Here is a 20,703-nt window from a genome sequence, read left to right on the forward strand (position 1 = left end):
GAGCAAGGCTTCTAGCCCTTTTTAGAAAGAAGAGGCTATGGATAATCGTCCCATTGGTTTTTTAGATTCAGGCGTTGGTGGTTTAACGGTGGTCAAAGAGCTGATACGCCAACTGCCGCATGAGGAGATTGTTTATATTGGCGATTCCGCAAGAGCTCCTTATGGTCCTAGACCAGCTGATCAAATTCGAGAGTATACCTGGCAATTAGTCAAATTCCTCTTGACCAAAAATGTCAAGATGATTGTTTTTGCCTGCAATACAGCGACAGCGGTCGCTTGGGAGGAGATCAAGGCTGCACTCGATATCCCCGTTTTAGGAGTCATCCTACCTGGCTCAAGTGCTGCTATAAAGGTCACTCAAGGCAAAAAACTTGGCGTTATTGCAACGCCGATGACTATCTCATCGGATATATACCGGCAAAAGGTACAGTTGCTAGACCCTCAAGTGGAGGTGATCTCGATGGCTTGTCCCAAGTTTGTGCCTTTGGTGGAGTCCAATCAGACCCAGTCAAGCATTGCCAAGAAAGTGGTTTATGAAACCTTGGCACCCTTAGTTGGAAAAGTAGACACTCTGATTTTGGGGTGTACTCACTATCCCTTGTTGCGTCCCATTATTCAAAATGTTATGGGGCCAGAGGTCGCCCTGATTGATAGTGGCGCTGAGACGGTTCGTGATATTTCGGTCTTGCTTAATTATTTTGAAATCAATCGTAGCCGAGAGGCTAAGGCTAAAAACGATTATTTTTACACCACAGCTGGTGTCACGAGTTTTCAAGAAATGGCTGAAAGCTGGCTAGGAAAAGCCATTTGTGTGGAACAAATTAACCTTGAGGAGGTTTTACATGAGTCATCAGATTTATGAATATAAAGATGACCAAAATTGGTTTATTGGTAAATGGTCAGACTTTAATGACGTGACTTGCTTTGGAAATGACACTGATTATGAAAAGAATCAAGATATTTTTCATAGTCTTTTAAAAAGACTAGGTGTTGAGCGTCTGCAAGTTCATATTGTTCAGTTGACTTCTGATTTTCACTTGATTGCTTTTTTAGTTGATGTGATTAATCAAGAAATGCAGCGCGATTTACACCTAAAGCGTCATAAAGGTGCTGTTCTCATTATCGAAAAAGACCAACTCTTGGCTGTTCATCTCCCTGAGAATGGTATTGAAGTGAACCACTTTTTTGGAACAGACCTTTCAGACTTTGGTGATAAGTTACTCATTGCCACGCATAATGAGGGCAAGGTCAGGGAGTTTCGTCAGATGTTTGCCTCACTCGGTATTGCTGTGGAGAGTCTTAATGACTATCCTGATCTTCCTGAAGTCGAAGAGACCGGCATGACTTTCGAAGAAAATGCCCGTCTAAAAGCTGAGACCATTTCAAAATTGACTGGACGTATGGTTTTAGCAGACGACTCAGGCTTGAGGGTTGATGCTCTTGGTGGTCTTCCGGGCGTATGGTCAGCGCGATTTTCAGCACCTGATCCAACGGACGCTAAGAACAATGCCAAATTGTTACACGAATTAGCCATGGTCTTTGATCAAAAAGATCGTAGTGCGCAATTTCACTCTACCCTTGTGGTTGCAGCGCCTGGAAAGGAAAGTCTTGTTGTGGCAGCTGACTGGCCGGGCTATATCGCCTATGAGGAGAAAGGCGAGGATGGCTTTGGCTATGATCCTCTCTTCTTGGTGGGTGAAACAGGCAAAACCGCAGCACAACTTAGTCCAGAAGAAAAAAATAAGCTATCTCACCGTGGCCTAGCCATGGCAAAACTAATGGAGGCATTTTCAGCATGGCAGAACAAACTTTAATTGTACTCAGTGATTCTCACGGCGATAGAGCCGTGGTTGAGGATATCAAAGCCCATTATGAGGGCAACGTTGATGCTATTTTTCATAACGGGGATTCAGAACTTCCTTCAACAGACCCGATTTGGCAAGGGATTCATGTGGTTAAAGGCAACTGTGACTATGATGATGGCTATCAGCAGGATAATGTGGTCAACTTAGCAGGGCTTACCATTGCCCAAACCCATGGGCATTGCTATCATATTAACTTTATGTGGCGTTATTTAGTTTCCTTTGCCAAAGAGGCGGAGGCGGCTATTTGCCTATATGGGCATTTACACCGAGCGGCCGCCTGGCAAGAAGAAGGTGTCGTTTTTATCAATCCAGGGTCTGTCTTGGAGCCTCGTGGAGAGGTCACTAAAAAGCTCTACGCCAAGGTTGTGGTGACTGATTATAGCATCACCGTTGATTTTCTTGACCTTAACCACCAGATTTTTCCAGATTTATCACAGGAATTTACCAGATGATCGCAAAACCATTTGAAGACTTTTTACGCAATTATACAGAGCACTACCGTATTCCATCCAAAGATTTAGCCATTGTCGTTGATACTCATAATATTGATCACGTTGTGCTTTTACTGACCAGTAATGGTTATTCCAGGATTCCTGTCATTACCAAGGATAAGCACTATTGTGGTACGGTTTCGATAGCTGATATTATGCACTATCAGGCTGAGACGGATTTGGACGAGCGAGCATTAGCACAGATGGATATAGCAGTAGCTGTCAATAACAAGGTGGAAACCATTTTGGCAGATGCTTCATTGACTGAGATTATGCACAAGCTGGTAAACAATCCTTTTTTGCCTGTGCTGGATGATCAAAATCATTTTTTAGGCATTATCACACGTAAGTCCATCTTGAAGGCTGTCAATGCCTTACTTCATGATTTTACAAACGATTATGACATTACCCCCAAAAACCACCATGATGACTAGAGCCGTGATTCAGGATTTTTTAGCCAGCAAACCCATTTCACAAGCCTCTAAGCAGTCCTATGCCTATGATTTGGAGCAGTTTATGAGCTTGGTAGAGGGTCGGATCAATGACACCAGTCTTCTGTATTATCAAGCTTTTTTAACATCCTTAACAGTCAGTGCTCAAAAGCGCAAACACTCGGCGGTCAATCAGTTTTTGCTCTACCTCTACGAAACAGGTGATTTGGAGCGGTATTATCGCCTGAAGGCGGTTAGGGAGACCATGCCTGTGGCAAAGTCTTATGAGGTGCTTGACTTGGACTTTTTGACAGCAGATAGCCCTCATAGGGAGGGTCGTTTGGTGGCTTCTTTTTTAGGCTTGATGGGCTTAACCCTCAAGGAAATGTCTGAGTTGACAGGAGGGGCTATAGATAGTGATTTTAAGATTCTTAAAGTCAGTAGAAATGGTCATGTTCGGATTTTGCCCTTGCCAGAGCTGATCTTGCAACAACTCCCTCAGCTTGCTAAGGAAGCCTATCTTTTTGGTGGACAAAAGCCCTACTCGCGCCAATGGTTTTTCTTGCAGTTAAAAGCTTACTTAGACAGTCAGGGCTTGGCTCAGCTGACGGCCCAGGCCTTACGCCAGCAGTTTATACTGCATCAGATAGCAGATGGCCAATCGGCTTTTGCCCTTGCCAAACAACTTGGACTCAAGTCCACGCAAACCCTTGAGAAATATTTCAACTAATGGATATTAAATTAAAAGATTTTGAAGGCCCTCTTGACTTGTTGCTACACTTGGTTTCCAAATATGAGGTGGATATTTATGATGTCCCCTTGGTTGAGGTCATTGAGCAATACTTGGCTTATTTAGCCACTCTTCAAGGCATGAGGCTTGAGGTGGCAGGTGAATACATGCTTATGGCAAGCCAGTTGATGCTGATTAAGAGCCGCAAGCTTTTACCAAAGGTTGTGGAAGAAGAACCGCTTGAAGAAGACCTTGAGATGGAGCTGTTGTCACAAATTGAAGAATACAAACGCTTCAAGATCATTTCGCAAGCCTTGAACCAGCAGCATTTAGACCGGGCTAAGTTATTTTCCAAGTCAAAAACTGAGATTGTGGCTGACGATGTGACGCTAAAAGAGGACAAAACCACGATTGATCTCTATCTTGCTTTTTCAAAAATGATGGCACAAAAGCAGGTTACTTTTCGAAAAGAACATGCCACTATTGTAGCGGATCATTACCGCATTGAGGACATGATGGTTTTTGTTGAGGACAAGATTAAAGTGGGAGAATCCCAAGTAATGAGTCAACTCTTTCAAGAGGCTGACAATAAGGAGCAGATGATTACGATTTTTTTGGCGATTTTAGAGTTGGTCAAACGTCAGACCTTGCGTGTTGAGCAAGAGAGTCATTTTTCAGAGGTCACTCTAAGGAGGGAGGCGACATGACAATACTATCACAAATGGAAGCCCTGCTCTTTGTTGCTGGGGAAGAGGGCTTATCCATCCGTCAGTTGGCAGCATTATTAGAGTTGCCCCCGTCAGGCTTGCAGCAGTCTATGGATAAGCTGATAGACAAGTACCAGGCGGATGAGGATTCGGCTCTAAGGATTTTAGAGTCGGCCAATACCTATAAATTAGTGACAAAAGAGGCCTATGCAGAGCTTTTAAAATCCTACGCCCACACCCCAATCAATCAAAGCCTATCTCGTGCGAGTCTGGAAACCTTGTCGATTATTGCCTACAAGCAACCCATTACTCGAATTGAAGTAGATGCTATTCGTGGGGTTAATTCTAGTGGGGCTATCGGGAAACTTCAGGCCTTTGGTTTGGTTCATGAAGTGGGTAAAAAAGAGGTTCTTGGTCGTCCCAACCTCTATGCAACAACGGATTACTTTTTAGACTATATGGGGATCAATCGTTTGGACGAGTTGGTTGATGTGTCAGACATTGACATCAAAGAAGAAGAGGTCGCCTTGTTTGAGGAAGTTACCTCTTTAGAAGAATAAGGAAATAAGATGAGAATTAACAAATATATCGCCCACGCAGGTGTGGCTAGTCGCCGTAAGGCAGAGGATTTAATCAAAAAAGGCTTGGTGACCATCAATGGTCAAACGGTTACGGAGTTGGCCACTACGGTAAAGTCAGGTGATGTGGTCGAGGTTGAAGGCAGCCCCATCTATAATGAAGAAAAGGTCTATTACCTTCTAAACAAGCCTCGTGGCGTCATCTCAAGTGTTTCAGATGAAAAAGGCCGTCAGACCGTTGTAGACTTACTGCCCAAAGTTAAGGAGCGTATTTATCCTGTTGGGCGCTTGGATTGGGACACATCTGGCTTATTATTATTAACCAATGATGGTGATTTTACAGACAAGATGATTCACCCACGAAATGAGATTGACAAGGTCTATGTGGCGCGTGTTAAAGGGATTGCGACGAAGGATAATCTTCGTCCCTTGACGCGTGGTCTTGTTATTGATGGCAAGAAGACCAAGCCAGCACGCTATCATATCATCAAGGTTGAGGCTGATAAAAATCGCTCAGTCGTTGAATTGGTCATCCATGAAGGTCGTCATCACCAAGTTAAAAAGATGTTTGAGGCGGTTGGTTTACTGGTGGATAAATTATCACGCACCCGATTTGGAACTTTGGACTTGACAGGTCTTCGCCCAGGAGAATCACGTCGCCTCAATAAAAAAGAAGTGAGTCAGCTTCATAATATGGCTGTCAATAAGCTCAAATGACAAGCATTTTGATAGCCCTTGTTCGCTGGTATCAAAGGTATTTATCCCCCTTGTGGCCTGGCTCTTGTCGCTTTCGCCCCACCTGCTCACAGTATATGCTTGAAGCGATTGATAGCCATGGTTTAAAAGGAGTTTTGCTGGGGCTTGTGAGATTATCAAGATGTCATCCCCTGTCTAAAGGAGGAATAGACCCTGTCCCTGAAAAAATAGCCCCCCCCCCCCCCGACAACCAGAAAGCCTTAAATGGCCTCGTTCCTGACCAAGCGGTATTTTTGACTTATTGGACTAGCGATAGGACATTTATCAACCTATTGACGTTGATGTCAATGATGATTGAGGCTTTACAGTTTTAGACATCTCTATCTTACTGAAGACGCCCCTTTTAAGCCATTGCTGTTAGAAAGCGAGGTCAGTTGATGACCAATATCCTAAAGATAGATGCTATTTCAGTGTCTTATAGCAATCATGAGGCTCTGAAAACCATTTCTCTCGACATCAAAAAGGGAGATTTTATCGGCTTGTTAGGTTCAAATGGAGCTGGCAAATCAACGCTAATCAATACCATTGTTGGTTTTCAAGAATCGACATCAGGAAAGGTATTATACAATACTAAAGCCTTTCGAGATCAAAAACACCTCTTTTCTTCCCTTGGATTTACCCCTCAAACCTCGGTCATTGACTATTACACAAGGTTTGGGACAATGTGATGCTAGGACTCAACCTTGCTGGTAAAGGGCTTTTTGTGATGATGCTATCGACCTGCCTGGCCTTACTTGTCACGACGCTGGTGATTCCTAAGATCAAACTGACCCTAATCGAAAGATAGCATAAGTGTAACAATAGAGCAAAAATGAGTAGTGACCCCCTATTGGTCACTACTCATTTTTGGTATGTTTTGGAGATGTATAAGCATGATACAGCTGATTTAGAAAAAGGCTGAATAAAGGGCTTGTATGGCTGCTTTTTCATGCTTGGATTTGATGACAAACATGATGGAAACTTCGCTAGAGCCTTGTGAAATCATGACGAGGTTGATGTTCTTTTTCGAGAGTGCTTTTGTAGCAGAGGCAGTGATACCAATATGATTTTTCATATTTTCCCCAACAATCATGATGATTGATAATTCTTTTTCGATTGTTAGGCTATCAACCTGGAGCTTATTGTGCAGATAATCAATGATGCGCTGCTCTTTTTCAGGCGTTAATTCACGCTCTCGAAGCACGATAGACATGTCATCAATACCGGTTGGCAGATGCTCCCAGCTAATCGCTAACTCTTCAAGCATTTGTAAGACTTTACGACCAAAACCAATTTCTCTATTCATCAGATATTTGGCGATGTTAATACAGACAAAGTGATCGTCACCAGATATACCGACAACAGGTTGCTGGCGATTCTCTGAGTTTAGGGTAACGGCTGTACCGGGATGGTCAGGGTTATTGGTGTTTTTAATCACCAATGGAATTTTAGAATGATAGACTGGAATTAGGGCCTCGTCGTGAAGCACTGAAAAGCCTGCATAGGCCAATTCCCTCATCTCCTTATAGGTTAGGGCGCTAATGGGCTGTGCTTCAGGTACAACACCGGGATGAGCGGCAAAAATCCCATCCACATCGGTAAAGTTTTCATATAAGTCTGCCTGGATTCCAGCAGCAATCAGAGAGCCAGTAATATCTGAGCCGCCTCTGGAGAAGGTGCAGATGTTGTTATCTCTAGTTACCCCAAAAAAACCTGGGATAATCAGGATAGACTCACTGTTAGAGATATTTTGAATGCGTTCGTAACTTCCTGGCAAAAGTCTTGCATTTTGAGGCTCGCTTGACACCAAGAGCCCAGCTTGGCTAGGGTGGAGATAGCTAGCGTCTAGCCCATTCTCTCTAAAGAAGGCAGCGATGAGTTTGGCGTTATTATCCTCTCCAGCTGCTAGAAAAGCGTCGTAGAGATAGGGATTATTTGCGATCGGTAACTGCTCTAACTGGTCGATGGATGCTTTTATGCTTTCGATGATGGCTAAGTCCATCTTTAGCGCGATAGCCATGTCTCGATACCTGTTGACAATCCATTCTTTGTCCAGACGAGTATCTTCTTGGTTTTGATAATGCTTGTAGTAGGTGATGAGAGCATCGGTTACCTTGGTATCGTCAGGGTATCGCTTACCCGGTGCAGAGACGACGATAAAACGTCGTTCTGGGTCGCTTTTGACAATAGCCAATACTTTTTGTAGTTGTTGTGCTGAGGCAAGAGAGCTGCCACCAAACTTTGTCACTTTCATATCATGCACTCCTAGTGAATCTGTATTTGAAAATTATAGCAAATCCTCGGTAATTTACAAGGTTTAAATGGCTTAATGCGTTACTTTATGATAAGGTTTGGCTTCTTTAGGGATTAAGAGCCTGTATTCACAAGTGAAGTGCTTTTACCCAATCAACACTTGATTTAGGCTAGGGGTATCTGTTGTTAGTGATGGAGAGGGTATTGATTGAAAAATTTTATTTTTGTGATATACTTTGAGAGTAAAATGATTTAAGAATCAAAGGAATAGAGGTAAAAATGCTTTATAATACAATCCGATTCTCGGTCGACGATAAGGTCGCTACATTGACATTTAATCGAGAGCAAGCCAATAATGGTTTTAATATTCCCATGTGCTTGGAGATCATAGAGGTATTGACGACAGTTGCGCATGACCCTGAGGTTCAACTCTTAGTTATTGAGGCTGAGGGAGCGGTATTTTCAGTAGGTGGAGACCTGCTTGAGATGGAGCGAGCGGTTGCCGAGGATGATGTTGCGTCGCTAGTAGACATTGCACGCTATGTGCAGGACATTTCGTTTAGGATCAAGCAGCTGCCTAAGCCAGTTATTATGTACACAGATGGTGCTGTGGCTGGGGCTGCCTTTAATATGGCATTAGCATCGGACTTTTGTATCGCCAGTCATAAGTCCAAATTTATCCAAGCCTTTGTCAATGTTGGTTTAGCGCCTGATGCGGGTGGTTTATTCCTGATGACACGCTCACTTGGGCTTAATCGTGCCATTCAGTTAGCCATGACCGGTGAGGCTGTTTCCGCTGAAAAGGCTGAGGAGTATGGCTTTGTCTACAAATCATGCGAGTCAGATAAGCTTGCTAAAACACGTGATCGTTTGATTAAGCGTTTAAAAAGAGGGTCTTTCAATTCCTATGCCGCTATGAAGCAATTAGTTTGGGAAAGTTTCTTTTCAGACTGGGAAAATTACGCTGCTAAGGAACTTTACTGGCAAGAGCGTCTGGCATTCCAAGATGATTTTAAAGAAGGCGTTAAGGCTCATGCTGAGAGAAGAAGGCCGTCATTTACAGGGAATGGTTTGTTTGACTGATTGCCATTAGTGATAAAATTCTTGCAAAATCAGGTCACCTTTGCTATACTTTGAAAGTCAAACTTTAATGGAGGTTGTTTCGGTGGATTATAAAGAAATCAACGACTACTTAGTTGGTATTTTTAATAACGTGCTTATCATCGAAGAAGCAAGTTTAAAGACAAGTCGCTTTAAAGATGTTTCGATTAAAGAAATGCACACCATTGATGAGATTGGCAACACCCCAAAAGCAACTCCAAGTGACATCGCTAAAGCCCTCATGCTTACCCTAGGGACTGTCACAACAAGTTTGAATAAACTGGAAAAAAAAGGTTACATCGTTCGAACAAGGTCTCGTATAGATCGACGCGTTGTTCACATAACGCTTTCACAAAAGGGCCGTTTACTGTACCGTCTTCATCAAAAATTCCACATGAATATGGTCAAGCAGATCACAGATGGGCTTGATGAAGATGAGTTTAAGGTAATGAGTAGGGGTTTGAAAAATCTACACCAGTTTTTGGAGGACCTCAAATAATGAGCTTTGCAAAAATTTCACAAGTGGCGCACTACGCTCCTGATCATATTGTTTCTAATGACGACCTGTCGAGGAGTTTAGACACCAGTGATGAGTGGATTAGCAGCAGAACAGGGATTAAGAGCCGCCACATCTCTCAAACACAAGACACCAGTGACCTGGCGACTGAGGTGGCCAAAAGTCTGCTCAAAAAGTCACAACTAAGTGCTGATGAGCTTGACTTCATTATCGTATCGACCATCACACCAGATGCCAATATGCCATCTGTGGCGGCTAAAGTTCAGGGCAATCTTGGAGCGAGCAATGCTTTTGCCTTTGATATGGCAGCGGCTTGTAGTGGCTTTGTGTTTGCGCTAGCCATGGCAGAAAAGTTGATCGCCTCTGGTCAATACCAAAAAGGTTTGGTCATTGGGGCGGAGGTCATGTCTAAGATTTTAGATTGGACAGACCGTTCAACGGCGGTTCTCTTTGGTGATGGTGCTGGTGGCGTGCTACTGGAAACGTCAGAGGACAAGCACTTTTTGGCTGAATCACTCAACACAAAAGGGGATCAGTGGTCTTGCTTACAGTCAGGAAGTAAGGGATTAAACTCCCCCTACAGTCAGACAAAAGCGAGAGAGTCATCCTACTTAACAATGGATGGTAGGGCAGTCTTTGATTTTACGATTAAGACCGTCTCTAAAGATATTAGTCAGATGCTAGATGATCATAAAGACATGGCTATTGATTTTTTCTTACTACATCAAGCCAATGTCAGAATTCTTGATAAGATGGCTAAAAAAATAGTCGTAGATCGTGAGAAGTTTTTGGCCAACATGCAAGATTACGGCAACACCAGTGCGGCTAGTGTTCCGATTTTATTGTCAGAAAGTGTTGATAAAGGATTGATTGCATTAGATGGCTCACAGACGATTTTCCTCTCTGCCTTTGGTGGAGGTTTGACATGGGGAAATCTAATTGTTAAAATATAGTTAACCATGTGCTAATAGCACAATATATTTATTTTATTTAAGGAGAAAAACAATGGCAGTATTTGAAAAGGTTCAAGAAATTATCGTTGAAGAACTTGGTAAAGAAGCAGAAGAAGTGAAGTTGGAAACAACTTTTGATGAACTTGACGCAGACTCACTTGATGTCTTCCAAGTCATCTCTGAAATTGAAGATGAATTCGATATTCAAATTGAAACCGAAGACGGTCTTAACACTGTAGGTGACTTAGTTGCTTACGTTGAAGAAAAAACAAAGTAAGGTTTTAGAGACTGAGAATAACTTAGTCCCTGAGGTTAGTTAGTAGTATTCTCTAATCGTTTATTGCCACCTAGCTTATAGGAGTGGGACAAGAATTAACATCCTTATGCGATGATTGATTTACGGCCCACTCCTTATTCTTTTACTGATATAATTTGATTATCAAACCATTTAAAACGGAAAGTATTGTCGAAATAGTTTATGAAAACACGTATTACAGAGCTTTTAAATATAAAATATCCCATTTTTCAAGGTGGTATGGCTTGGGTTGCTGATGGTGATCTGGCTGGTGCTGTCTCAAAAGCCGGTGGTCTAGGTATCATAGGAGGAGGTAACGCTCCAAAAGAAGTCGTTAAGGCTAATATTGATAAAATCAAGTCAATGACAGACAAGCCATTTGGGGTTAATATCATGTTATTATCGCCCTTTGCTGATGACATTGTGGACTTGGTCATTGAAGAAGGTGTCAAGGTCGTAACCACAGGCGCTGGAAATCCAGGCAAATACATGGAGCGTCTACACGCAGCAGGTATTACCGTGATTCCAGTTGTGCCAAGTGTTGCTTTGGCTAAGCGTATGCAAAAGTTAGGAGTAGATGCTGTTATCGCTGAAGGCATGGAGGCTGGTGGTCATATCGGAAAATTAACGACGATGGCCTTGGTTCGTCAAGTGGTTGATGCGCTTGATATTCCAGTCATTGCTGCGGGTGGTATTGCAGATGGCCGTGGTATGGCAGCTGGCTTTATGTTAGGAGCTGAGGCCGTTCAGGTGGGAACACGTTTCGTTGTAGCAAAGGAATCTAACGCCCATCCAGCTTTTAAAGACAAGGTTTTAAAAGCCAAAGATATCGACACAGTGGTCTCAGCTTCTGTTGTTGGGCATCCTGTACGTGCGATTAAGAACAAACTTGCTATTGCCTACAGTCAAGCAGAAAAAGACTTTCTTGCGGGCAAAAAATCAGCTGAAGAAATTGAAGAACTAGGTGCTGGAGCCTTACGCAACGCCGTTGTAGATGGCGATGTGGTTAATGGTTCTGTGATGGCTGGTCAGATTGCAGGTTTGATCACCAAAGAAGAAACTTGTGCAGAGATTTTAGAAGATTTGTACGCTAGTGCTAAGTCTGTTATTGCTGAAGAAGCACGCCGTTGGAGCGATTTGCTTGACTAAGTGAAGGAGATACGATGACAAGAACGGCTTTTTTATTCGCAGGTCAAGGGGCTCAAACCGTAGGAATGGCTCGTGATCTCTACGATCACTACCCTTGCGTCAGAGAAACCTTTGATCAAGCCAGTGAGTTGTTAGGATATGATATTCGCTCCTTGATTGATCACGATCAGGACAAATTACACCAAACAAGATATACCCAACCTGCTATCTTAACGACATCTATAGCTATTTATCGCATCTTACAAGCTAAAGGGATAGAGCCTGATATTGTAGCAGGTCTGTCCTTGGGTGAATATTCTGCTCTTGTGGCTGCTGGTGCTTTGGATTTTGAAACAGCCTTAAAGCTAGTGGCTAAGCGTGGGCAGTTGATGGAAGAAGCTGCGCCTGCTGGTAATGGCAAGATGGTTGCCATCATGAATGCAGATGTTGCCCTTATCGAGCAAGCCTGTCAAGAGGCATCTTCGCTCGGTGTGGTTAGTCCAGCCAACTACAATACGCCCCAGCAAATTGTCATTGGCGGACAGGTTGAGGCTGTTGATAAGGCTGTGGCAATACTAAAAGAAGCAGGCGTCAAGCGAATGATTCCTCTCCAAGTTTCAGGACCTTTTCATACGGCCTTGCTTCAACCAGCTAGTCAAGCTTTAGTGGCAGTTTTAAAAGACATTACATTTGATGCCTTTAGTATTCCTTTGGTAGGCAATACAGAGGCAAGTATCATGTCAAAAGAGACGATTCCCTCTTTGCTAGCTCGTCAGGTCATGGAGCCAGTCCGATTTTACGAGTCGATTGAAGCCATCAAAGCATTCGGTGTAGAGCAAGTTATTGAGATTGGTCCTGGTAAAGTCTTGTCAGGATTCATCAAAAAAATCGATAAAACACTGCCAGTCATGGCTGTTAATGATCAAGAAAGTTTAGAGCAACTGCTCAATCCATAAGTGAGGAAAAAATGGAAATTAAAGCGAAAAATGTTTTTGTGACGGGATCAACGCGTGGGATTGGTTTGAGCATTGCTCATGAATTTGCTCGCCGTGGTGCTAACGTGGTTTTAAATGGTCGTTCAGAGATTTCAGAGGACCTTTTAGGGCAATTTTCGGATTACGATGTGACGGTCATTGGTATCTCAGGTGACATTTCACAAGAAGCAGATGCCAAACGCATGGTTGAAGAAACTATTGATCAACTTGGTAGTCTTGATATTTTAATCAATAATGCCGGGATTACTAATGATAAGCTGATGTTGAAGATGACAGAGGCTGACTTTGAGAAGGTTTTAAAAATCAACTTAACGGGTGCTTTTAACATGACACAGGCTGTCTTAAAGCCGATGACCAAGGCCCGTCAAGGTGCTATCATCAATATCTCTTCTGTGGTTGGTTTAACGGGAAATATCGGTCAAGCCAATTATGCGGCTTCTAAGGCTGGCTTGATTGGATTTTCAAAATCGGTTGCTAAAGAAGTGGCATCGCGTGGGATTAGGGTCAATGTCATTGCTCCTGGTTTTGTCGAGTCTGATATGACAGATGTGATTCCTGAAAAAATGAAAGAAACAATTATCGGGCAGATTCCGATGAAACGTATTGGAAAGCCTGAGGAAGTTGCTTCAGTAGCGACTTTCTTGGCAGAGCAAGAATACATCACAGGTCAAGTGCTTGCCATTGATGGTGGCATGACGATGATTTAGAACGGATTATTCTAACAGAAGATTGTTAAACAAGTCATAACCGCAAGCCAGCGGAATAAAGGAGAATTTATGTCAACAAATCGTGTCGTTGTTACAGGATATGGTGTCACATCACCTATTGGAAATACCCCTCAAGCCTTTTGGGATAGTCTGAAATCTGGTAAAATTGGGATCAAGCCGATTACCAAATTTGATGTTTCTGACATTCCTGTGCATAATGCCGGCGAAATTCAGGATTTTCCATTTGATAAATACTTTGTTCGTAAGGATAAAAATCGGATGGACATGTATTCGATTTATGCCATCTATGCGACTTTAGAGGCTTTGGAAAATGCTGGACTCGATATGGATGCTGTGGATCGTGACCGTGTTGGTGTCATTGTGTCATCAGGTATTGGTGGTCTCCAAGAAATGCAGGAACAAATTATCCGTATGCATGAGAAAGGGATGAAACGCATCCAGCCTATGTTTGTTCCAAAAGCCCTATCGAATATGGGGGCTGGAAATATTGCTCTTCGTATTGGTGCTAATGGCGTGTGTAAATCAATCACAACGGCTTGTGCTTCAGCTAATGATGCTATCGGCGAAGCCTTTCGTGAAATCAAGTTTGGGTTTCAGGATGTGGTTTTAGCAGGTGGATCTGAGAGCACCATCAATGAAATCGGTATCGGAGGCTTTAATGCCTTAACAGCGCTGTCAACAACAGAAGATCCTAAACGCTCAGCTATTCCATTTGATAAAGACCGTAATGGTTTTGTCATGGGTGAGGGTTCTGGAGTCTTGGTTTTGGAAAGCTTAGAGCATGCTCAAAAACGTGGTGCAACGATTTTGGCTGAAGTGGTTGGCTATGGGAATACCTGTGATGCCTACCACCAAACCAGTCCGTCACCAGATGGATCAGGTGCAGCTAAGGCGATGAAGTTAGCCATCGCAGAAGCAGATATTGAACCAAGTGATGTGGATTATGTCAATGCACATGGAACATCAACGCCAGCCAATGAAAAAGGCGAAAGTCAAGCCATTGTTGCTGTTTTAGGAAAAGACGTTCCGGTATCATCGACAAAATCATTTACAGGGCATTTATTAGGTGCTGCAGGTGCTGTTGAGGCAATCGCAACTATTGAAAGTATGCGTCATGGATTTATCCACATGACAGCTGGTACTCAAGAATTATCAGAAGACATCGAAGCTAATGTCGTGATGGGACAAGGTCTTGAAGCAGATGTTCGCTACGCTATTTCAAATACTTTTGGCTTTGGTGGGCATAATGCTGTTGTTGCCTTCAAGCGTTGGGAGGATTAAAAGTGAATCTTTCAGATATTAAAGACTTGATGGCTCAGTTTGACGCGTCAAGTCTCCGTGAGTTATCGTTTAAACAAGATGGGCATGAGTTGTATTTTAGCAAAAATGAATTCACGTCATTGTCAGCCAGCTCAACGAGCACTGTTGTGGAGACTAAGGCTGATACCAATCAGTCAAGTGTGACGCAGGTGTCAGAGGCCAAATCTCTAGTGATTGACGAACCGGCGGTTACAGAGGCAGAAGGTGATGTGGTTGAAAGCCCCCTTGTTGGGGTGGCTTACCTATCGCCAGCACCTGGGAAACCTCAGTTTGTTAGTGTAGGAGACTCAGTCAAAAAAGGGCAGACCTTGATGATCATTGAGGCTATGAAAGTTATGAACGAAGTCCCTGCACCAGCTGATGGTGTGGTAACTGAAATCTTGGTTTCTGATGAAGATGTGATTGAGTATGGACAAGGATTGGTACGCATCAAATGATTGATATAAAAGCTATTCGTGAGGCTTTGCCCCATCGCTACCCCATGCTTTTGGTTGATCGCGTCTTGGAAAAGAGTGATGATGAGATTGTTGCTATCAAGAACGTGACCATCAACGAACCTTTCTTTAATGGGCATTTTCCTGAGTATCCAGTTATGCCAGGGGTTCTGATCATGGAAGCTTTGGCGCAGACAGCTGGGGTTTTAGAATTGTCCAAGGAAGACAACAAGGGCAAATTAGTCTTTTACGCTGGTATGGATAAGGTCAAGTTTAAAAAGCAAGTCGTTCCTGGTGATCAACTGGTCATGACCGCTAAGTTTGTCAAGCGTCGTGGCAGTATTGCAGTTGTGGAAGCTAAAGCTGAGGTTGATGGCAAGTTGGCTGCCAGTGGGACGCTTACCTTTGCTATTGGCAACTAAGAGCCTGTATTTCTAAAGATGATTTGACCAGTGACCGCTCTTTAAATGGCATTCTAGGCAGATCTTTGCAAGCCTACTTAACGTATGGCTAGAAAATCTAACGACGAAGGGGTCAAAAAGGATTGGTCAATGGCAATATCATCTAGGAATACAAGTTCTAAAGGCATTTTGGTGACATGACGAAAATGATCGTTAGTGTCACATGGTCTTTTTCAGGTTGTATGATAACCTTGTGGTAAAGGAGAAATCAAATGTTTAAAAAGCTACTGATTGCCAATCGTGGCGAGATTGCAGTGCGTATTATTCGTGCGGCGAGAGAGTTAGGGATTGCGACGGTTGCCGTTTATTCGGAAGCTGATAAGGAAGCCCTTCATACCATTCTTGCTGATGAGGCTATTTGTATTGGCCCAGCACGTTCTACAGATTCTTATCTGAATATGAGTTCCGTTTTGTCTGCTGCGATTGTGACTGGAGCTGAGGCCATTCATCCAGGGTTTGGCTTTTTGAGTGAAAACTCAAAGTTTGCAACCATGTGTGAGGAGATGAACATTACCTTTATTGGACCATCAGCTCAGGTTATGGATAAAATGGGTGATAAAATCAACGCTCGTAAGGAAATGATTGCTGCTGGTGTTCCTGTTATTCCAGGATCTGACGGCGAGGTGTATAGCGTTGAGCAAGCCGTAGAGATTGCTAGTAGCATCGGCTATCCTGTCATGCTCAAAGCCTCTGCTGGTGGCGGTGGTAAAGGGATTCGTAAGGTTGAGGCAGAGAGTGATCTAGCCGCAGCCTTTGAATCCGCCTCGCAAGAAGCCCTAGCAGCCTTTGGCAATGGCGCCATGTACATTGAGAAGGTGGTCTATCCTGCCCGCCATATTGAAGTACAGATATTGGGGGATGCTTTTGGAGAGATCATTCATTTGGGAGAGCGAGACTGCTCTTTACAGCGTAATAATCAAAAAGTTTTAGAAGAAAGCCCATCCGTTGCCATCGGAAAAACACTGCGCCAAGAGCTTGGTGCTGCTGCTGTTCGTGCGGCTAGAGCCGTTTCTTATGTCAATGCTGGAACAATCGAGTTTCTCCTAGATGAAGCCTCAGGCAACTTCTACTTCATGGAGATGAATACACGAGTTCAGGTGGAACATCCTGTGACAGAGTTTGTAACAGGCATTGATATTGTTAAGGAGCAGATTCGGATCGCTGCAGGTCAACCGTTATCCCTTACTCAAGAGGATGTGGTCATTTGTGGTCATGCGATTGAGTGTCGTATCAATGCTGAAAATCCGAAATTCAACTTTGCCCCAAGTCCTGGTAAGATTATCGATTTGCACTTACCTTCTGGAGGTGTGGGTCTGCGTGTGGATTCAGCTGTTTATAATGGCTATAGCATTCCGCCTTATTATGATAGTATGATTGCTAAAATCATCGTGCATGGGGAAAATCGTTTTGATGCTTTGATGAAGATGCAGCGTGCACTGTATGAATTTGAAGTGGATGGTTTGGTGACTAATGCTGACTTTCAGCTGGATTTGATTTCAGATCAGCATGTCATTGCTGGTGATTATGACACGTCTTTCTTGATGGAACAGTTTTTGCCAGACTATCAAAAAAGAACAACCTCAAGAGACTAGAAAGGTGAGATATGGGCTTATTTGATAAGAAGGATAAGTATTTTAGAATTAATCCCAACCGTTCTGTGAGGAGGGAAAAGTCGCCTAAGCCAGAAGTGCCCGATCAACTTTTTGATAAGTGTCCTTCTTGTAAGCACTTGATTTATCACAAAGATTTGGGATTGACGAAGATTTGCCCGACCTGTTTTTATAATTTTAGGATTTCAGCTTTAGAGCGTTTGGCGGTTACCGTGGATGAGGGGACTTTTGAAGACTTGTTTTCAGGCTTAGAAACCAAAGATCCTCTCAATTTCCCTAAGTATCAGGAGAAATTAGCTCAAGCACGTGAAAAAACGGGTCTTGACGAGGCAGTCTTGACAGGATTAGCAGAGATAAAAGGTCAAAAAACAGCCTTAGCGATTATGGATGCTAACTTTATTATGGCTTCGATGGGAACGATTGTGGGTGAGAAAATCACCCGTTTATTTGAGTTCGCCACCAAGGAAAAGTTACCTGTAGTGATTTTTACCGCTTCAGGTGGTGCTAGGATGCAAGAAGGGATTATGAGCCTAATGCAGATGGCCAAAATTTCTGCGGCCGTTAAACGCCATTCCAATGCAGGTCTTTTTTACTTAACCGTTTTAACAGATCCCACAACGGGTGGTGTGACGGCGAGTTTTGCGATGGAAGGTGATGTGATCTTGGCAGAACCTCAGATCGTTGTTGGTTTTGCAGGTCGTCGAGTGATTGAAACGACTGTTAAGCAAGACTTGCCAGATGATTTTCAAAAGGCAGAATTCCTACTTGAGCATGGCTTTGTTGATAAAATTGTCAAACGCGTAGATCTCCCAGATGTGATTGGAAATCTTTTGGCTTTTCATGGAGGTGTATGATGAGCGATGTGTCACGAATTTTGAAGGAAGCCCGTAGCCAGAGTCGTATGACGACCTTGGACTATGCTGAGGCAATCTTTGAGGATTTCATTGAGTTACATGGTGATCGCCAGTTTGCAGATGATGGTGCTATCGTAGCAGGTCTTGCCCGCTTAGGTGGTCAGGCAGTAACAGTGATTGGTATTCAAAAAGGAAAGAACCTACAAGACAATCTTCATCGTAATTTTGGGCAACCTCATCCAGAAGGCTATCGTAAAGCACTACGTTTTATGAAGCAGGCCGAAAAATTTGGGCGTCCAGTTATTACCTTTATCAACACCGCAGGTGCCTATCCTGGTGTTGGTGCTGAAGAGCGTGGTCAGGGAGAGGCTATTGCACGTAATCTCTTGGAGATGAGTGACCTTAAAGTGCCGATTATTGCGATCATTATTGGTGAGGGAGGCTCTGGAGGTGCTTTGGCACTTGCTGTAGCAGATCGGGTTTGGATGTTAGAGCATACCATGTATGCTGTTTTGAGTCCAGAAGGTTTTGCCTCAATCCTATGGAAAGATGGTAGTCGTGCTCCAGAAGCAGCCGAATTGATGAAGATAACAGCTGGAGAATTGCTTAATATGGGCATTGTCGACAAGGTGATTCCAGAACATGGCTATTTTTCAAGTGAGACTGCGGAACTGTTGAAAGAAAATCTCATCACCGAGTTGACCCACCTCAAGACCTTATCAACAGAGCAGCTCTTACAAGAGAGATACGAAAGATTTAGAAAATATTAAGCTCTTAGACGACTGGATTCATAAAAAGGTCAGTCAAGAAGGTATTTTTGACATTGCAGGCGTATCACTCAAAAAAACGATCAAGAATACTCTTGTTCTCGTCAAGGAGGTACAGGAGTGTTTTGTTGTGACTCGTGTTTCCCCTTGTTTAGGTCTTTTGAAATGTTTTAAAAGAGTGTTATGGCCTATCCTAAGATGCAAGCAAGGTCACACAGACGGGTATTTATCGCCTTGTTTAGGTTGATTTTTGAGAGTTTAACAGTGTCGCCTATCATTTATGAAAAGAGGAAGTCCCCATGGCTGATTTATTAGCAGTCCTTCATTGGTTTTCCCAAAATATGTTGCAGAATCCTGCATTTTTTGTGGGTCTTTTGGTGTTTATCGGCTATTCACTCTTAAAGAAACCATTCCATGAGATTTTTGCAGGATTTATCAAGGCCACGGTTGGTTATTTGATTGTCAACGTAGGTGCAGGAGGCTTGATCGCTACCTTTCGCCCAATCCTTCTGGCTCTAGCAGAGAAGTTCCAACTAGAGGCTGCCGTTCTTGATCCTTATTTTGGTCTTGTTGCTGCCAATGCTAAGCTGGAGACGATGGGATTTATCAGTGTTGCAGCGAAGGCTCTCTTGATTGGCTTTGGTGTCAATAGCCTTCTGGTTGCCTTTCGTAAGGTGACTAAGGTCAGGACTTTGGTGATCACTGGTCATATTATGGTGCAACAGGCTGCGACCATTTCAGTCTTTGTCTTATACTTAATACCTTCATTTCAAAATGCTTTTGGCGCATGGGCAATCGGTATTATTTGTGGCTTGTATTGGGGAGTGAGTTCCAATCTGACGGTAGAAGCCACCCAGAGATTGACCAGAGGTGGCGGGTTTGCCATTGGGCACCAACAACAATTTGCTATTTGGTTTGTGGACAAGGTAGCCCCATTTTTTGGGAAAAAAGAAGAAAGCCTGGATCATGTAAAACTCCCAAAAAGCTTGAGTCTTTTTCACGATACCGTGGTAGCCTCAGCGACCTTGATGTTGGTGTTCTTCGGAGGGATTTTATCACTTCTAGGCCCAGAGATAATGGCCAATACCACCTTAATCGGTGCTGGTGCTTATGTCCCGACCAAACAAGCCTTTGTCATGTATGTGCTTCAAACCTCATTGACTTTCTCAGTCTATCTCTTTATTTTAATGCAGGGGGTGCGGCTGTTTGTGGCGGAGTTGATCAGTGCCTTCCAAGGAATTTCAAGCAAACTACTACCGGGTTCATTTCCGGCAGTTGATGTTTCAGCCTCCTACGGCTTTGGCTCATCCAATGCTGTTCTCTCGGGCTTTGCCTTTGGACTGATGGGACAGCTGATGACAATAGCACTTTTAGTTGCCTTTAAGAGTCCTATTCTAATCATTACAGGCTTTGTTCCCGTATTTTTTGATAATGCTGCCATTGCAGTTTACGCCGATAAGCGTGGTGGTTTTAAAGCAGCTCTGGTACTCTCCTTTATCTCAGGGATATTACAGGTAGCTGGTGGTGCGCTGGCTATATCTCTTCTAAACTTGACGGGTGGCTATCATGGTAACAGTGATCTAGCCGTTCCTTGGGTCGGTTTTGGTTATCTCTTTAACAATTTAGGTGTCTTAGGTTATGTTTTGGTATGTCTCTTTCTTTTGGCTATTCCACAATGCCAATTTTGGAAAGCCAAAGATAAGGAAGCCTACTTCCGAGGTGATGTCCCAAAAGCATAACACGATTTAAA

At 43.3% G+C, this 20,703-nt stretch carries 24 protein-coding genes and 1 pseudogene; 24 read left to right on the top strand and 1 reads right to left on the bottom strand.

Features of this window, described 5'->3' with window-relative positions:
- The first annotated feature begins 37 nt into the window (after positions 1-37).
- The 10 genes and pseudogenes from racE to ACMZ6Z_RS01485 all read left to right on the top strand — a co-directional run bounded on the left by racE (position 38) and on the right by ACMZ6Z_RS01485 (position 6,226).
- On the top strand, positions 38-862 hold the full coding sequence (gene racE / locus ACMZ6Z_RS01440) for a glutamate racemase (RefSeq protein ID WP_416130881.1): 825 nt from the start codon (positions 38-40) through the stop codon (positions 860-862).
- Positions 843-1,814: a nucleoside-triphosphate diphosphatase gene (locus ACMZ6Z_RS01445; protein ID WP_416130882.1), complete on the top strand. Its 972-nt coding sequence runs from the start codon at positions 843-845 to the stop codon at positions 1,812-1,814. The genes racE and ACMZ6Z_RS01445 overlap by 20 nt, the downstream gene beginning before the upstream one ends.
- On the top strand, positions 1,796-2,317 hold the full coding sequence (locus ACMZ6Z_RS01450) for a metallophosphoesterase (protein WP_416130883.1): 522 nt from the start codon (positions 1,796-1,798) through the stop codon (positions 2,315-2,317). Before ACMZ6Z_RS01445 ends, ACMZ6Z_RS01450 begins: the two co-directional genes overlap by 19 nt.
- Positions 2,314-2,790 (top strand): cyclic-di-AMP-binding protein CbpB, encoded by a 477-nt coding sequence (gene cbpB, locus ACMZ6Z_RS01455; protein ID WP_416130884.1) that lies wholly within the window; start codon positions 2,314-2,316, stop codon positions 2,788-2,790. The genes ACMZ6Z_RS01450 and cbpB overlap by 4 nt, the downstream gene beginning before the upstream one ends.
- On the top strand, positions 2,756-3,517 hold the full coding sequence (gene xerD / locus ACMZ6Z_RS01460) for a site-specific tyrosine recombinase XerD (RefSeq protein ID WP_416130885.1): 762 nt from the start codon (positions 2,756-2,758) through the stop codon (positions 3,515-3,517). The genes cbpB and xerD overlap by 35 nt, the downstream gene beginning before the upstream one ends.
- A complete protein-coding gene (locus tag ACMZ6Z_RS01465) occupies positions 3,517-4,224 on the top strand; it encodes a segregation/condensation protein A (RefSeq protein ID WP_416130886.1) in 708 nt (235 codons plus the stop codon). Before xerD ends, ACMZ6Z_RS01465 begins: the two co-directional genes overlap by 1 nt.
- On the top strand, positions 4,221-4,784 hold the full coding sequence (scpB, locus tag ACMZ6Z_RS01470) for an SMC-Scp complex subunit ScpB (RefSeq protein WP_416130887.1): 564 nt from the start codon (positions 4,221-4,223) through the stop codon (positions 4,782-4,784). Before ACMZ6Z_RS01465 ends, scpB begins: the two co-directional genes overlap by 4 nt.
- Positions 4,785-4,793: 9 nt before the next feature.
- Positions 4,794-5,519, top strand: a complete 726-nt coding sequence (locus ACMZ6Z_RS01475; RefSeq protein ID WP_416130888.1) for a pseudouridine synthase — start codon at positions 4,794-4,796, stop codon at positions 5,517-5,519.
- A pseudogene (yidD, locus tag ACMZ6Z_RS01480) lies at positions 5,516-5,722 on the top strand (membrane protein insertion efficiency factor YidD); the annotation flags it as partial. The gene ACMZ6Z_RS01475 and the pseudogene yidD, both read left to right, overlap by 4 nt.
- Positions 5,723-5,935: 213 nt before the next feature.
- Complete coding sequence (locus ACMZ6Z_RS01485; protein WP_416130889.1) at positions 5,936-6,226, top strand: ATP-binding cassette domain-containing protein; 291 nt, start codon at positions 5,936-5,938, stop codon at positions 6,224-6,226.
- A 218-nt stretch (positions 6,227-6,444) separates the two neighbouring features.
- Here ACMZ6Z_RS01485 and ACMZ6Z_RS01490 read toward each other — a convergent pair whose 3' ends face one another.
- Entirely contained in the window at positions 6,445-7,791 is a 1,347-nt protein-coding gene (locus tag ACMZ6Z_RS01490; RefSeq protein ID WP_416130890.1) for an aspartate kinase, read from the bottom strand.
- 278 nt (positions 7,792-8,069) lie between these two features.
- Between ACMZ6Z_RS01490 and ACMZ6Z_RS01495 the strand changes: the two genes are divergently transcribed.
- The 14 genes from ACMZ6Z_RS01495 (at position 8,070) to ACMZ6Z_RS01560 (ending at position 20,692) form a co-directional block, all read left to right on the top strand.
- The gene (locus tag ACMZ6Z_RS01495) at positions 8,070-8,873 is read left to right on the top strand and encodes an enoyl-CoA hydratase (RefSeq protein WP_416130891.1); all 804 of its coding nucleotides are present in this window, start codon (positions 8,070-8,072) and stop codon (positions 8,871-8,873) included.
- An 82-nt stretch (positions 8,874-8,955) separates the two neighbouring features.
- Complete coding sequence (locus tag ACMZ6Z_RS01500; protein ID WP_416130892.1) at positions 8,956-9,390, top strand: MarR family winged helix-turn-helix transcriptional regulator; 435 nt, start codon at positions 8,956-8,958, stop codon at positions 9,388-9,390.
- Positions 9,390-10,361, top strand: coding sequence for a beta-ketoacyl-ACP synthase III (locus tag ACMZ6Z_RS01505; RefSeq protein ID WP_416130893.1), 972 nt, complete (start codon positions 9,390-9,392; stop codon positions 10,359-10,361). Before ACMZ6Z_RS01500 ends, ACMZ6Z_RS01505 begins: the two co-directional genes overlap by 1 nt.
- Before the next feature lie 52 nt (positions 10,362-10,413).
- Positions 10,414-10,638, top strand: a complete 225-nt coding sequence (locus ACMZ6Z_RS01510; protein WP_416130894.1) for an acyl carrier protein — start codon at positions 10,414-10,416, stop codon at positions 10,636-10,638.
- Positions 10,639-10,839: 201 nt separating this feature from the next.
- A complete protein-coding gene (gene fabK / locus ACMZ6Z_RS01515; RefSeq protein WP_416130895.1) occupies positions 10,840-11,805 on the top strand; it encodes an enoyl-[acyl-carrier-protein] reductase FabK in 966 nt (321 codons plus the stop codon).
- A 14-nt stretch (positions 11,806-11,819) separates the two neighbouring features.
- Positions 11,820-12,740: an ACP S-malonyltransferase gene (fabD, locus tag ACMZ6Z_RS01520; RefSeq protein ID WP_416130896.1), complete on the top strand. Its 921-nt coding sequence runs from the start codon at positions 11,820-11,822 to the stop codon at positions 12,738-12,740.
- A gap of 11 nt (positions 12,741-12,751) precedes the next feature.
- Positions 12,752-13,486, top strand: coding sequence for a 3-oxoacyl-[acyl-carrier-protein] reductase (fabG, locus tag ACMZ6Z_RS01525; protein WP_416130897.1), 735 nt, complete (start codon positions 12,752-12,754; stop codon positions 13,484-13,486).
- Positions 13,487-13,555: 69 nt separating this feature from the next.
- Positions 13,556-14,788 (top strand): beta-ketoacyl-ACP synthase II, encoded by a 1,233-nt coding sequence (gene fabF / locus ACMZ6Z_RS01530; protein ID WP_416130898.1) that lies wholly within the window; start codon positions 13,556-13,558, stop codon positions 14,786-14,788.
- Positions 14,789-14,817: 29 nt separating this feature from the next.
- Positions 14,818-15,264: an acetyl-CoA carboxylase biotin carboxyl carrier protein gene (locus ACMZ6Z_RS01535; RefSeq protein ID WP_416130928.1), complete on the top strand. Its 447-nt coding sequence runs from the start codon at positions 14,818-14,820 to the stop codon at positions 15,262-15,264.
- Positions 15,261-15,683, top strand: coding sequence for a 3-hydroxyacyl-ACP dehydratase FabZ (fabZ, locus tag ACMZ6Z_RS01540; RefSeq protein ID WP_416130899.1), 423 nt, complete (start codon positions 15,261-15,263; stop codon positions 15,681-15,683). The genes ACMZ6Z_RS01535 and fabZ overlap by 4 nt, the downstream gene beginning before the upstream one ends.
- Positions 15,684-15,934: 251 nt before the next feature.
- Positions 15,935-17,314 (top strand): acetyl-CoA carboxylase biotin carboxylase subunit, encoded by a 1,380-nt coding sequence (gene accC / locus ACMZ6Z_RS01545; RefSeq protein ID WP_416130900.1) that lies wholly within the window; start codon positions 15,935-15,937, stop codon positions 17,312-17,314.
- An 11-nt stretch (positions 17,315-17,325) separates the two neighbouring features.
- Entirely contained in the window at positions 17,326-18,186 is an 861-nt protein-coding gene (gene accD, locus ACMZ6Z_RS01550) for an acetyl-CoA carboxylase, carboxyltransferase subunit beta (protein ID WP_416130901.1), read from the top strand.
- Positions 18,186-18,956 (top strand): acetyl-CoA carboxylase carboxyl transferase subunit alpha, encoded by a 771-nt coding sequence (locus ACMZ6Z_RS01555; RefSeq protein WP_416130902.1) that lies wholly within the window; start codon positions 18,186-18,188, stop codon positions 18,954-18,956. The genes accD and ACMZ6Z_RS01555 overlap by 1 nt, the downstream gene beginning before the upstream one ends.
- 296 nt (positions 18,957-19,252) lie before the next feature.
- Entirely contained in the window at positions 19,253-20,692 is a 1,440-nt protein-coding gene (locus tag ACMZ6Z_RS01560) for a PTS ascorbate transporter subunit IIC (protein ID WP_416130903.1), read from the top strand.
- The last annotated feature ends 11 nt before the right edge of the window (positions 20,693-20,703 follow it).

The organism is Streptococcus pluranimalium, from assembly GCF_047785705.1.
In the GTDB taxonomy this organism is placed as follows: domain Bacteria; phylum Bacillota; class Bacilli; order Lactobacillales; family Streptococcaceae; genus Streptococcus; species Streptococcus pluranimalium_A.